Below are 14148 nucleotides of genomic sequence, written 5' to 3'. Positions count from 1 at the left end.
TTCGGAAATTCGAACGCGGCACCTCAGCACGAATTAGCAGGGGATCAGGCCGATTTGCAGTCCGTGCCCCCCGCGAAGTGGGCATGCGGACCACCGGCCACGCCTCGACAACCAGGGAGGTAGGTCGATGTATCGTACTGTGAGGCCGGCGCTGCTGCTTATGGCGGGTATCATCGCCGGGTGCGCATGCGCCCAGAATACCCCGCTGGTGGCGATCGACGCCTTCGCGTGGCTGGGGAGCTGGTCTGCCCTGCAGTCGCCATCTGTGACGGCACCCGAGACAGACGGGGAAGCCACCGGCTCGCTGAACGGCGTCTTCGACGTCACCTGGAAGCGCGACGGCGATCATTATTCCGCACTCATCAAGCGCGCGAAGGGTGACTGGTGCGGGCGGTTGGCAATTCGCTTCACCTTCGCCGGCGACACCCGCGACTTCACCTATGCGATAAACGAATTGCCCGTCAGAATCCCCCTTCAGAAAGTCAATGCGGGGCACATTGTCTCAAGTTGGGCTTACGGATCGCCCCGCTGGATGATGGCTGAGTCCGGCTCTGGATCGGCGGGCGTGCTCGTCACCACCACTAGTCAGCACGGGTTCTTCGTTTACAGAAGCAAGACGAACACCATCGACGTTCACATGGCGCTGGATTGCAGTAAGGTGGGGCAGGAGGCCCGGATGGACTTCACCGTACTGATGCCTGCCGACGTAACCACCATGCAGGCTGCGGAACGCCAACGGTTCGGTTGGAAGCCCCCGCCGCCGGTAGACAAGAAGGCGGCTGCCACTCTGAGGGCAACGGGTATGGTCCGGGTGGATGACGCAGGTCGGGCTTTCGTAGATGGCACCAGCAAGCCCTGGTATGCGGTGGGGTGCAATCTCGCGCACCTGATGACCCTCAGCGAAGCGGATCAGGAGGAGGAACTCGCCAGGGCGCAAGCCGCGGGCATGACCGTGATCCGCTTCCTGATCCCGGACTGGTGCTACCGGCCAGCGTACGGGGTCTGGAATGAGGAGGCGATCCGCCGGCTACACGCCTGTATTGAGCGTTGCGCCGCCCATGGTCTTCGGGTACTCATTTGTTTGGAGTACAGCGCCATCGGAAGCCAGTTCAACGCCAGCCTGCACCTGTCGCCGGTGCCGGGTGACCTCTATATCCTCAACCGCCCTCTGGATGAATACCGCGAGATTGTGGAGCGCATTGTTGTGCCACTGAAGGATGACCCGGCGGTGTTCGCGTGGGATGTAAGCAATGAGCCGATGATCGAGCCAGACGGGCGCTCACCCCAGTTGAAGGTGAGATTCAGAGACTGGCTGCGCGCGAAGTACGGTACCGAGGATGCTTTGCGGACAGCCTGGGGAGAAGGCGCCCCCGAGGCTTTCGAGCAGGCAGAACTCCCGGGCAGCGACGAGTACGATGCGCAGGAGACGCGGCGCGCAAAGGACTTTTTCGCTTTCGCGGCCCGGGCGGCGGGGGAGAGCATGGTGGCCCGGCTGAAGCTGGTCAAGGCGGCTGATCCGGTGCACCCGGTGACCATCGGGCACTGGCACCACCGGCTCCTGTCGGACGTCGAGGGTGCCGAGGGGTTCGACTTCTGGGCGTACCACACCTATGACCTGTGGATGAACGGGCCCGCGATCTCTCACCATGTGCTGTATCTTACCGAGGGGCTGCGCAATGCCCTGCCGGACCGCCCGCGCCCGGTGATCATTGAAGAGTTCGGCATCGATCGGGGGCCGAAATACCCTGAGGAGATGCGTGCCGAGCATATACGCCAGTTCCTCGAGGCCGGGAAGCGGTGGGGGCTGGCCGGGGTGATGCACTGGTGGGAGATGTCGCCCGCGATGTACGAGGCGTACCGGGATACCATGCCCTATCAGATTGCCGGGGTCGTCGCGGGGCCAGTGCTCGGTGTCTATCTCCCGCGAAGCCAGGAATGGCAAGCGGCGTTCTATCCGCGCTACATGACGCGGCGGCTCTGGGGACAGGTGCTTCAGTCCGCAGCGGAATCGGGTTGGCAGGTGCGGTTTGTGTCCACGACGGCACAGGCGGCGGAATGTGACGCGCTGCTGGTGCTGGCCGACTCCACGGAGCCCGAAGAGGGGGCATTCATCGCCGGCGCCGGGCTGAGAGCACACTTCATCCCGGGCGGCGAAGAAGCGGCTGCGGGAATCTCGGCAGCGTCGGTCATGCCGAAGGATGCCGGCAAATGGACAGAGTACTGGAAGACAGCGCAGGAAGGTCTGTGAGGCGGTGGAGGGCATCAACGACCGGCGGCGCACAAGCCGCCGCCCTACAGGAGGCAACGGTGGCGGGCGGGACGACCGCCCCATGTCGCGAGACGCTGGCCGGTGGGGGAGCTTCGCGCAGGCCGAGCGTCCCCGTCGGCTTGCCGTTCAGCCCTCCCCGTGGTCCTCATCCACATCTGACACGAAACCGTGTTTCATGGCGGCCGCGGACCACTCCGGATGCTCTTCCTGCTGTCCGCGCCGATCCCATCGCCACGGGACCTGGTCCCCGGTCTCGATGAACCAGTCAACCATCGCCGCAATCATCTCGGCCTTGACGCCTTCGAGCCCCGGTTCGTCGATGAGATTGGTTACCTCATCCGGATCATTACGCAGGTCGTACAGTTCGTCGGTATCGTACATGCGGCGCACGTATTTCCAGTCGTGGCTGCGGATCATGACCGCCTTGCCGTGGACCCGGGGTTCGGTGAACTGCAGGTCAGGCCGCCCCCAGTAGATGTTCTCCTTTGGCCGGGCGGTTTCATGAGTGTGGATTTCGGTGGCCAGCGCGCCGCCCTCGGAGAAGACATACCTGCGGTGCTCGCCGGCTTCGCCCCGCAAGACGGGCAGCAATGACCGCCCGAAATGGGTGTGTCCGAGCTCAATTCCGCAGGCTTCCGCAATCGTCGGCAGCAGATCGATCATCTCTATCAGTGCGTCGGACGGGCCGGGCAGTGGCTTGCACCCGGGCACGCGTATGGCGAAAGGCACGTTGGTCAGACAGTCCTCGAAGGTGTTCTGCATCTTCTCGGTGGAGGCGTAATCACCGGCGAAATCCCCGTGGTCCGAGGAGGCAATGAGGATCGTGTTATCCCACTGGCCAGTCTGCTTGAGGGCATCCATAATCCAGCCCAGATTGCGGTCAGTCTTGGTAATCATTCCGTAATAGACCGCCACAATCTCCCGCAGTTCGTTGTCGGTGACTTCGTTCATTCTCATCCGCTCATGGACGCGCTTGATGATCTCAGGCTTGCCCCGGAAGTCCGCGGGCGGCTGGATCGGGAAAGGCACTTGTGCCCGGTCATACATGGAAAAGTATGGCTCATGAACAGCATACGGCGGATGGGGAAAGGTCTGGTTGACCAGGAGAAAGTAGGGCTCCGAGAGCGGGTTCGAGACGAACTCCGCCGCCTGTCGGGCAACGTAGTCATCCGAAAGTGACGGTCCGTAGTTTTCCGGCACCTCGCCCCACAGGAATGTGTGGTAGAGCCGGTCCCCGAGCTTCCAGGGCTCAACCTTCGCCACAGGCTGGCCGCCGGTCCCGACTACGCGCTGATGGCAGGAGTCGGGGATCACCGACTCCGCGATCATGTCGTTCTTGCCTCCCCACCAGACGTAGTAGCCCGCTTCCTTGAAGTACCGGAGCATGTTCGGCTCGTGGCGGCGAAGCATGTGGTGCATGGTGCGATGGCCATTGACGTGGCAATACCAGGCCGAAGCCATGGATGCACGGCTGGGAGTGCTCACCGGATTCTGCACGAAACAGCGCCGAAAGCCCGCACCTTCGGCCGCCAGGGCGTCGATGCACGGTGTCTGGATCACCGAATTGCCCCAGTACCCGGCGTCTTTGGCGCGCCACTGGTCGGTAAGGAAGAGGATCACATTGGGGCGGTCTGCGGGCATGTCGGGGCCTCCCGGTAAGCTCTGGGGCTGGTGGCGCCGCTGGAACCCACTCCGGGCGGCGCCGCCTGGTGGACGTGTCGCTCCGAAACTACCCGGGCAGCTTCTGAACCCGGTCGCCGAGAATCTCGCTGAGCGGGTCGCCGTCCTTACCAGACAGACCCACGTGAAGGTGCTGGCGGAAGCCTTCGGCGTACTGGACGGGCTTTGGAGCTCGCTTGCCCATGATCTCGCAGGCCTCCCGCATGGAAATCAGGTACGCGTCCTTGCCCTGGCTTACGTCCAGCCAGTCCTTCTGAGATGCATGCCGGCGCAGCATCTCTTCCTTGACTTCAATCTTGTCTGTCACATCCACGATAATCGAGGGCGGAATATCCTCGCGCAGTGGCCCAACGCAGCCGTAGGGCATGCAATGATAAAGGAAAACGTCCTGGAGGGTGGGCTCGACCCAGGGGTGGCTGATCCAGTTGCGCATGCCTCGGCAGAAGCAGGCGGAGACAGTGAGTCGTGAGCTGTTGGTGTGATCTTCCATATAGTCTACGGGTGATTGGGTGAGGACGATGTCCGGCTTGATCTGCCGGACGACCGCGGTCACCCGTCGCAACAATTCGGGCTCATAAAAGATCTCGATGTCGTTGACTAGACCCTCGTGGTAGGTGGCGCCGATGACCGATGCCGCCGAATGGCCCTCACCGGCGCGGATGCGAATGATCTCTTCGTGGGTGTGAACTGCCGTGCCGCAGTTTCCGTTGCCAATGGTGAAGATGTGGCACTCAAAGCCGGCGTCTGCCAGCAATGCCAGCGTGCCGGCCATCATGAACTCGACGTCATCGGGGTGGGCAGCAGTGGCAAGGGCAACCTTTGAATCTGCCATTTTCATCGCTCCTGGACTGAGATCTTGCGGGAGAATGCGGACCTTGCGGGAACGCATTCCGCATCCGGCGGTAGCCGGACTGGCTGTAATTCCCCGCACGGGGAAGGGATTCCTCTTGTGGTGTCTGAACTTGTGCGCAGACAAACCGAAACCGCTCACAAAATGAAAAGGAGAAAACGAGAAGCTTGCGGAGCATTCTTGACGATCGATGGGTTGAACTTGTGCGACAAGTGCAGACCAGCGCGCCGATCGACCCGTGCGAACTGGGCTGGGAGCCCGAGACCATCGTGCTCACGCGGGACTGCGACCGCCGGCCCCACGAGGCGGTCTACTGTGAGCGTCTGATCGCGGCGTTCCCGGACGCGAATGTTGTTGACCGCCGGGATATTCCTCACAACCGGGTTCCCGTGCCCGGCGAGACGGCGTCAGAACGCATCGCGCGAGGCAAGACGATGCTGGTCCTGGGAGCTATTCGAAAGCCTGTATCCATCAACCGGGACCCGGAGGCCAGGGACGGCACGCTGTGTGCGCCATACCACGCGGTCCATCCAACGTGGTTCTGCTTCTACGACTGCGAGTATTGCTATCTGGGTGGCAGCCCCGGCGTGCGATTTTCGCCGACGGTGCGGGTCTTCACCAACCAGCAGGACATCCTTGAGTCGATGGCGCGCGTACTGAAGGGCGCGCGGGAGACTGTGAGTTTCTATATCGGGAAAGTTCAGGATGGAACTCAGCTCGATCCGGTCGCAAACTACTCTCAGTCACTGGCGCCATTCGCCATGTACAATAGTCTTGCGCACATTGTCTTCTTGACTAAGAGCCACTCCATTGATAGGCTTACACTGGCGTTATCAGAGCAGTATGGTGACTTGACAGGTGATGAGCGCGGACATATCGCCGTCGCGTGGTCCATCAACGCGGAGGAAATCACAGCCCTGTTCGAGCACGGATGTCCGCCATTAGAGGAACGATTGTCCGCTGCCCGGGAATGGGCACGTGCCGGCGGAGAAGTTCGCTATAACATCATGCCGCTGATTCCGTTCGAGGGCTGGCAGGCGAGCTACGAGGACCTGATCAGACGGGCTTTCGGGGCAGCCATTCCATCGAGGGTGACAATAGGGGGCATCTGTTCATATCCCGGGGCTTTGGGCGAGCTTCGGAGGAGATCGCGAGCGGGCTATCTGTATGGCGCTGGTGCCGCAGCCGGCCACGGACGGCGGCAGCGGTGGCCGCAGGAAACCCGTGAGGAAATGTACGGCCTTATCAAACGCGCGGTCAGTTCTGTCGGGCCCCACACCCCTGTCAGCTTGTGCCTCGAGAACAGGGACGTATGGTGTTCGGTGGGGCTTGACCCGCGGCAGTCCAACTGCACCTGCGTTGCGGGCTGCTGCGATCTTCAGGGGGTGAGCTAAGGGGCCGGGTGAATACTTAGATGGATGAGAAGGACTTGCCGCATTTGCGGCGAATTGTGTTGGTGTGGTACCGAAGTGGGACGTAGAAATCGGCAGGACCGTTGCAGCCATCTCTACAAAAGGGAGTAGGTGCTATGAGAGAGAAAGTTGTCATCAGTTGCGCGTTGGCCCTGCTGGCAGTTCTCATGCTGCCCGCAGCCTTCGCAGCGGACGGCCCGCCCAATCTGGGCAACGCCGCCGTCTGCGGTGAGGACGGAGACAGCCGCTGGTTCGTGGACACCAGGTTCTTTGAGACCGGAGCAGGGGATGAGGACTGGGATAACGCGACGTATTCCATCGGTTTCCAGGCCCCCATCAACTACCACACCGACTTCATCCTGGGCTACTCCGCTATGGACGCCGTCGGGCCCAACCCTATCAATGGCGCCATCCGCAAGAGCGACCGCGATGTTTTGAGTGTGGGCTTGAAGCGGCGCATTTCGGGCGAGAACTCGAACCCGATCTGGGCTCTGACCGTCGGCGCTGACGTTGCGGCCGGCGGCGACACCAAGGGGATGAATACGACTCTGGGAGCCTCCGCGTACCAGAAGACCATCACCCCCGCCGCCAAGCTGCAGCTGGAGTTCGGCGATCCCGGCAGGTTCCAGTTCCAGGTTGCCGGCCAGATCGCCTGGTGGGACACCATGCTGCCGTCTGACAATGGCACGGTCATCGCGGGCTATGGCACTGTTGTCGGCGTCGGTGGCGGTGTTGTCTGGCCGTTCTCCAGCCGCCTTTGCCTGAACGGCGACGCCATGGTGATCGTTGACGGCGAGAATGCTGTCATGGCCGATAACACGCTCGATGATGAGGTCGTGTGGTCCGCCGGCGGCACCTACCGCTTCGGTGACGCGCACGATACCACTCTTAGCGTGTACGCGACCAATTCCATGAGCCCCACTCTTGCCGGCTCAATCATTGCTGCGTCGGAGGATTCGCTCGCTCTGGGAATCGCTCTCCGGCGGAGCCTGTAGGAAAGGAGCGGTACAGTGAAAACACACAAGCTCTTGACGGTACTGGCGAGTCTCGCGGTACTCGCGTTCCTCGCGGGCTGCAGCGGCGACTTCGCTCAGACGCTGCCATCTCCTGACGGGGTGCCGGCACAATCCAACATTCGCTTCCCCCTACAGGATGACCAAGGTAATGACATCAGAGGTGCGAAGTTGAACCAGTTCGCCCTCCAGGAGCGGCCCAGCGGGACCACAGATCCGTACCGAACCGCACGGGTCACTCGCCTCATTGAGACTGGCGGCACCACTGTCACGCAGGCCAATGTCATGCTCAACCTCGACGTCAGCGGTTCTATGGCATCGGGGTCGCGTATCGAGAGCATGCGAGATGCAGCCAAACTGTTCGTGTCGTTGATGCGCACGAATGATCGCACCGCGATCCAGCAGTTCGACGACCAGTGGAACCTGGTGGTAGACTTCACCAGTGATAAGGCTGCTCTCACGACGGCTATCGACACATTGTACCCCGATGGGTTGACCGCGATCTGGTCGTCCTCAATGGATGCGCTCGCGCACCTTGCCCAGGACTCTGCTCCTGGCGCGAAGGCCCTCGTGGTGATGACCGACGGCGAGGACAATTCGAGCTCCCATACGCACACGGACCTCATCAACGAAGCGAAGCGCTTGGGCATCCCCATCTACTGCATCGCCTTCCAAGTCCCGAGTCAGACGGCCGAGGACAACCTCCGCCAAGTCGCCGTGGAGACAGGGGGCCAGTACTTCGAGCCGGCGACGCAGCAGGACCTGCAGGATGCTTTCTTCGCAGTCTCGCAGTCGACTCAGGCAAGCTATCAGCTCTTCTGGAACAGCAACTATGCCCCGGGAAGCTTGGTTGACATCAGTGTGACTTACAGCGGCCCCGGCGGCCCAATCACCTTCGAGCGCAAGAACGTGACAGTGATCGCACCCACCGACTAGGTGGGCTCACGGAAATAACTGTTCGAGCGGAAACGAGCGCGGCCAAACAGCCGCGCTCGTTTCATTTGCTCGCTTGGTCTCAATATCCCATCAGAGCGTCGGGGGCTCCAGAACCCCGTAGCGCTCCGAGCAGTCGAAGTACCACTGCACCGCTTCCGGAGGCACGTTCCACGGAATGTGGTTGCCAATGCACATGAAGTACCCGCGGCACATGCGCCCGACCTCGCACATCTTCCGTGTCATCGTCTCGATCGCGTCCCGATCATTAGTTTGCAGAATGCGATTGTCGCCCTGCCCCGCGAGGAAGATGTCCGGATATCGGCGGGCAATCGCCTCATATTCGCCGAAGGGCTCGGAAATGATCCCGTGGGCGCCGCACGCCAAGACATCATCCACGATAAGGTCCGGGTTGCCATCAGTCATGAACAGGACCTTGATGCCGGCTTGGCTCATGGTCCCAAAGAACTCCTCATAGTAGGGGTAGATAAACTCGCGCATCCAGGCCGGTGAGCACACGGGTCCGCGCGCCATGCAGATGTCGTCGTGGCAGACGAAGTAGTTGATGTCCGTGAGAGCGGCGGCTTGGAAGACCTTGCGCGACAAGCACGCGAAGTCTGCCATTAGCCGCTTCAACTCGGCCTTGTGCCCTCCAGCGAGTTCGAGGAAGATCTCCCAGCCGAAAGTGAGCAGGGGCCACATGAAGAGCGTGTTGTAGAAGCTCCCGCCCTTGAGGTGGGAGGCTCGCGGGCCCCCGGGGCTGGGGAGTGGCCCACCTTGTATATCCCGCGCGATGTCCTCCACGGAGCGGGAATAGTCCATGCGCGCGATGACCTCGGCCTCGCGCAGGTCGAGGTGCTCCAGGGGCTGGTATGCCAGGGCCTGCTCCACCGAGGTGAATCCCTCGCCCCAGGCCCAGTGACCCGTGAGATTCGCGCCCCAACGGACACGGCGCCGACCGTCCTCGCCAACGAAGGATGACTGGTCTTCGGGAAGCGGCACGATGGGGTCATCTGTGGCCGGGACGCCCATGCCCATGTCGATGGGTAGCACTTCGAGGGCCTTGAGGGCGGCCTGTCTGGGGTGTTCGTACGGGTCGATGCCTGACACCAGGCGGATGAAGTCCGGATTGCTGATATGCTCCCAGTGCGGGATGCGATCCACAGGCTCCAACAGGATGCGCCTAAGTGCGCGGTCAGCGCCCATTCGGGATGCCCCTCCATCTGAATCTTGCCGGTTTACCACTGGAACCGGGCAACCTGTCCCTTGCTCGTGCCAACGGTAACGGCCCGCTCCCTTCCAGCGCCTGCCTTGAGGATCGAGACCGGTCTGCCATCCACCTTGCCCTGCATCTGAGCGCTGCCGGCTGCGTCGAGGACCCGGGTGGACCCGTTCTCGCAACCGACGAAGATGGTGCCTGGGACGCCATCGCTTGCCCCGAAAGCCGCGAGAACGGTGGGGGGGCTGGGCGAGCGGGTAGACCAGAGCTTCTCGCAGCGGTGGTTCAGCGCCACCACAAGGCCGCTGGAGAGGGCGACGAGGATCTCCTGCTTGCCGTCACCGTCCAGGTCCGCCACGTCCAGGTCGCGGATGTTGCGCGCCGGTATGCTGTTGCCTGGACCGAAGTTGGCGTTGAACAGGGCATTTCCCGCACCGTCCCAGATGGTAACGCGGTTCCAGACCCCGTTGATCTCGGAGACCACCTCGCGCTTGCCGTCTCCGTCCATGTCCACATAGAAAATGTGGTCGCGGGTCATCTGCGCCCAACTCCCCACGTAGACGTGTCCAGCGGGGACGGAAGTGAAGCCCCAGCCGCTGACCCGGTCTGGGGTGCGGCTGTTGACAATGGCCAGGCGCTCGGAGTCTGTGGGCTCCCGGGCGATAAGCAGGTTGGTGCTTCCTTCGGGGCCGTCGACGAAGGCGAATAGATGTCCGGGCCCCCAAAAGACCGGCATGCGGTGATCCAGCTTTCCGTTTTCGTCGATGATCTCCAGCGTGCAGGCGCTGCCCAGAAACGCCTGCTGCTTGCCGTTTTCAAAGGCCCCGCTGGTTATGGCGTGGACGCCCTCGTGACCCGGCGCGGACTTGAACCAGTAGGTCTTCGCAGCGCGGAAGACTTCGGGGTCCATGATGGAGGTGAACTCCCACTTGCGTTGCCAATTGCGGTCAAATGCGACGACTCTTTCGTCCCGGCAGCCGACGAGGAGCAGGGCGGGTTCGGGCCACCAGTGTAGGGAAAGAACTTGATCGGCCAGAATCAGCGTGGTCACGGTCTGCCCAGTGGAATCAAGGACCGCCACTGACTTGCCCGCCGCAACCGCCAGCAGGTTCCCTTCGTCGCCCGGGATTGTAACCTGCAATGCTGCCGCGCCGTCGACGGCCGCGCTGTACCCGGGCTCGAGAGAGGGAAGATCCGATGCAGCGCCGGCCTTGCGCGCGGCCAGAGCTTGGGTGCGTGACTCCGCAGCCGCGTTCAGAAGGCTTTCCAGATGGGCTGAAAGCGGCGCATTGGCGGAACCTGAGAGAGCGACGCCCATCAAGGTATGGCGGCCTGCGGGAAGGTCGAGGATCAGGCCGTCGGGCACAGATACGGCTGCGAGGGGCTGGCCGTTGAGCATGGCGCCTTCTGCGGGGGCTGCCGCGATGCGCACCGATGCCGGGGCCGCCGCAACGATAGAGAGCGCGCCCCCGGAGAAGTCCCAGTCCAAATCAACCGGCACATCGGAGATGGCCACAGTCAACGCACCCGCTGCAAGCGAAGTCATCGCCCGGGCGAAGACATGGTCGGCGGCGAGAACAGCGAACTGGGCTTTGCTGCCCCGGAACTCGCCCGTGAAGGCCACCGCCGGCTGAGGCAGGCGCAGGGCGGCTGCATTGTCAGACAGGCGCATGCAGCTCACTTGCGAGCCCTCGGCTTCGGGCCGCGCGATAAGTGTGAAGAAGATGCGGTGCTCACCCTCCCGGGCCTTGCCGGTCCACTCGAGGGTGGTGGTGCGGCCTTGCTGAGTCGCGATCACAGGGTCGGAGGGCGCAAGCTCGAAGTCTTGGTATTCAGGCGGCTCCGGCGCACCCTCTGGTCGGACGGTGATGCCTCGGAAGCCGATGAAAGCCCTGTCACTGCCTTCCTTGATGCCTACGACCTCGAGGCGGACCGTATGCTTGCCCACCGTCAGGGTGTGCCGACCCAGGGAGACCCGTCCGTTGACGGCATTGCCGGCATTGTTGTCGTACCGCTCCACCACGCGCTTGCCATCCAGGTAAATGCCGGCGACCCCACGGTCGTTGTAGTCCAAGAACTCCGCGAACACTTCGCCCGAAACCGGTTCGGGAACCTCAAAGACGACCTCCATCCAGTCGCCGATTTCACGCGAACGCAGAAGCACGATGTCCAGGCTGTCCAGGGAGACGATGCCGTCGGGCGCGGCGGGCTTACCGGTGTACTTGGCATCGCGGGCCCGGAACCGGGTCCAACCCGGCGGCAGCGCGGAGGCGGTGATGGGGTGGATCATCAACGCGTTTTCGTCCTGCTTCCAGACCCCGCGCCCGGTCTCCCACAAGGTCTGGACCTCCACGTTGTCGCTGTCTGCGCGAAAGGTGAGGTCGTCCATCACCAGAACATAACGGCCAACGCGCTGGGCGAAACCGCGACGCCAGTTGCAGTAAGCCGCCTTCGGCACATCAGCCACGAACGCCGCGGTCTGGCCGATTACATCACGCCAGCGCAGGGCTGCATCCATGGCCACCTGTGGCTCCACGAGGCCGTCGGCGCGGGTCAACAGCTGGTTATTGTAGCCTTCGAGAAGCGTGTTCCCGTCCAGCCGCAGCTCGAGAATCGCCAGGGTGTGATAGGGATTGCGCGAGGCGCCGTTGAAGCCGTCGATGAGGAGATAGTCGCCGGTGTCATCGGATGCAGTGCGGAACCCGGCGAAGTAGTAGGACTCGTCCGGGCTGAATCCCGTGGCGCGGCTCTCCCACGCGGGTTGCGGGAGAGAATGCACCAGCCATTTGCCGGCCAGGTCAGTAGGCGCGACCGGGCGCAGTTCGGGTTCGGGCCAGAAAGACTGGCCGAGGCGGAAGATGGTAGTGTCGATGCCCGTGCGCATGCGATAGTGAATCCAGCGACCGTCCCGCATGAGATATGCGGCCTTGTGCAGATAGTCGATGGCAGCCGAGTTCAGGGCATCGTCGGGTTCGCGGCCAGAGATGAGGATCTCCTGCCCACGCAGGAGCGTGGCCAGCGCCCCGCTCTCCAGGGGCTTGCGATCCCCGCTTAGGCACATCCACGTCAGAATCGGAGCGGTGCCGGTGTTGTACCAGAAGAGGTTGTCACTCTCGCCTTGGACCCACGCATGTTGCGCAAGCGGTGCGAAATGCAGTTCCGCGCCTCGAACGCACTGGGCCCAGACAGGGCTGGGGTAATCCTTCTGGAAGTAGCGGCCCAGGCAGTAGAGGGATATCGCAGACCACTGCCCATGGCGCGAGCCCACGTACGGCGGTGGCTCGTTCAGCGTGTAGACGCCTTCATCCTTGCGGTGATTGAGCTGGCGTGAGAAGGCGTTGGTGACCCTGAGGCGCTCTTCGTCGCTGAAAACGTCACTCTCCTCGATGAGGTCCCAGAAGAGTATGGCCAGGTGGGCGTTGTAGTGGTAGAAGCCCGCCAGCGGGTCGTCCTTGTTCTCGATGCGCTCCCCGTCGATGTCTGCGATCTCGGCTTTCGCTTTCTCGTCCGGGAAAGACAGGCGGATGAACTCTCGCGCGTGCTCAGGCCGGCCGGTCATGTAATACATGGCCGCCTGCTTGCTGATGCTGCACCAGCCGAAATACCCGGTGCTGCCGTACCCGCGCGAAGCGTCCCAGATCTCCATTTGCCGCACATCTGTGGGCGGATCAACGCCCCGCCCCAGCTTTATGTCCATGATCCGCCCGACAGTGAGCGCGCCCTGTTCTCCCCCGGCCTCGCGCAGGCGGGTGATGAGCTGGTCGACAGCACTCGACACCCCCTGGTCATCGCTGCCACCAGCGAAGATGACGTTGTGCCCGTCGCCGAAGGGATTGTGGAGGGTGCGGACCACGTGGCCCCCGGGACCGGGATAGCGCAAGTCGAGGAGGCAGTAATAGCGGTTGTACAACTCCTCGATGGTGCGGTTCGTGGAGCGGTTGCCGAGAGCGATAAGGTTGCCTCGGATGGGAACTGCGGCACCGTCGTCGGTATCACGCAGGATGGCTGGACGGACCCCGGTTATGTCGGCGATTGTCTGCTGGATTCGGCCGGCCATACCATCGTAGCGCCCATTCGCAGGTGTCACGATGGAGCAGACCGACTGCCCGTCCTCCACCAGGGGTGTTTCCAGGTAAAGCTTCTTCAGCGTACTGTAGACAGGGGGGACAGCGGGTGGAACAGGGGGCGGCGGCGGAGGAGGCGGCTCGACGCCGGATACAATTGCCACGGAGTCCACCATCACTTTCGGCGCGGGATCGCGGTGGGTGTACAGGTAGAGACGCGCCTGCTTTGTGCCCTCGGGAGCCACGGCCTTGACCGCGATGCGCGAATAGCTCTCCGAACTCTGAACCACCAGCGGCACCTGATGGAACTGGTCGGAAGGCAAGAATCGGAGCTGGAGGTACGAACCGGCTGATGATGCCCCCTCGTAGCCACGCACCATCACGCTGGCTTCATAGCACTCACCACCCCGGGCCGGAATGGTCTGGACGATCCCGATCTCCTGCCCGGGGTCATTGTCGTAGATAAGCACGGCGAACCTGCCTTCGTGGGGCATCTCAACGAGGCGAATATCGCGGTTGTCATCCCGGGCCATGTAAAGCGACCAGCCCAGGGGAACGCCATCTTCGGAAGTTCCGTCATCAAAGGAACCATTCTCGAGGAGATTCTCCGAGACCTGGGCAGAAATCGGGGTGACGGCCAGGACCGCGATGGCGGTCCAAAGCAGGTGAAAGTACGAAACTGGGCGCATGAGCGGCCTCCCGGGAATT

Annotated in this window: 8 protein-coding genes; 4 read left to right on the top strand and 4 right to left on the bottom strand. The window is 62.6% G+C overall.

Annotated elements, in window-relative coordinates:
• Nucleotides 1-127 precede the first annotated feature (127 nt).
• Nucleotides 128-2248 (top strand): beta-galactosidase, encoded by a 2121-nt coding sequence (locus tag HPY44_08705; protein ID NSW56080.1) that lies wholly within the window; start codon nucleotides 128-130, stop codon nucleotides 2246-2248.
• A 147-nt stretch (nucleotides 2249-2395) separates the two neighbouring features.
• On the opposite strand, the gene HPY44_08700 is transcribed toward HPY44_08705, so the two are convergent.
• A complete protein-coding gene (locus tag HPY44_08700; GenBank protein NSW56079.1) occupies nucleotides 2396-3910 on the bottom strand; it encodes a sulfatase-like hydrolase/transferase in 1515 nt (504 codons plus the stop codon).
• An 88-nt stretch (nucleotides 3911-3998) separates the two neighbouring features.
• Complete coding sequence (locus HPY44_08695) at nucleotides 3999-4781, bottom strand: PIG-L family deacetylase (protein ID NSW56078.1); 783 nt, start codon at nucleotides 4779-4781, stop codon at nucleotides 3999-4001.
• Between the two features lie 185 nt (nucleotides 4782-4966).
• Between HPY44_08695 and HPY44_08690 the strand changes: the two genes are divergently transcribed.
• The 3 genes from HPY44_08690 (at nucleotide 4967) to HPY44_08680 (ending at nucleotide 8160) form a co-directional block, all read left to right on the top strand.
• Nucleotides 4967-6193: a hypothetical protein gene (locus HPY44_08690; GenBank protein NSW56077.1), complete on the top strand. Its 1227-nt coding sequence runs from the start codon at nucleotides 4967-4969 to the stop codon at nucleotides 6191-6193.
• A gap of 134 nt (nucleotides 6194-6327) precedes the next feature.
• A complete protein-coding gene (locus HPY44_08685) occupies nucleotides 6328-7206 on the top strand; it encodes a hypothetical protein (GenBank protein NSW56076.1) in 879 nt (292 codons plus the stop codon).
• 15 nt (nucleotides 7207-7221) lie between these two features.
• Entirely contained in the window at nucleotides 7222-8160 is a 939-nt protein-coding gene (locus HPY44_08680; protein ID NSW56075.1) for a VWA domain-containing protein, read from the top strand.
• Between the two features lie 90 nt (nucleotides 8161-8250).
• Here the strand turns inward: HPY44_08680 and HPY44_08675 are convergent, their stop codons facing one another.
• Both HPY44_08675 and HPY44_08670 read right to left on the bottom strand, forming a co-directional pair.
• A complete protein-coding gene (locus tag HPY44_08675) occupies nucleotides 8251-9363 on the bottom strand; it encodes a hypothetical protein (GenBank protein NSW56074.1) in 1113 nt (370 codons plus the stop codon).
• Nucleotides 9364-9395: 32 nt separating this feature from the next.
• The gene (locus HPY44_08670) at nucleotides 9396-14129 is read right to left on the bottom strand and encodes a VCBS repeat-containing protein (protein ID NSW56073.1); all 4734 of its coding nucleotides are present in this window, start codon (nucleotides 14127-14129) and stop codon (nucleotides 9396-9398) included.
• Nucleotides 14130-14148: the final 19 nt, after the last annotated feature.

Source organism: Armatimonadota bacterium (genome assembly GCA_013314775.1).
Taxonomy (GTDB): Bacteria; Armatimonadota; Zipacnadia; order Zipacnadales; family JABUFB01; genus JABUFB01.
Note: the sequence above shows the minus strand (reverse complement) of the source record. Positions and strands in the feature narration are given on the sequence as shown.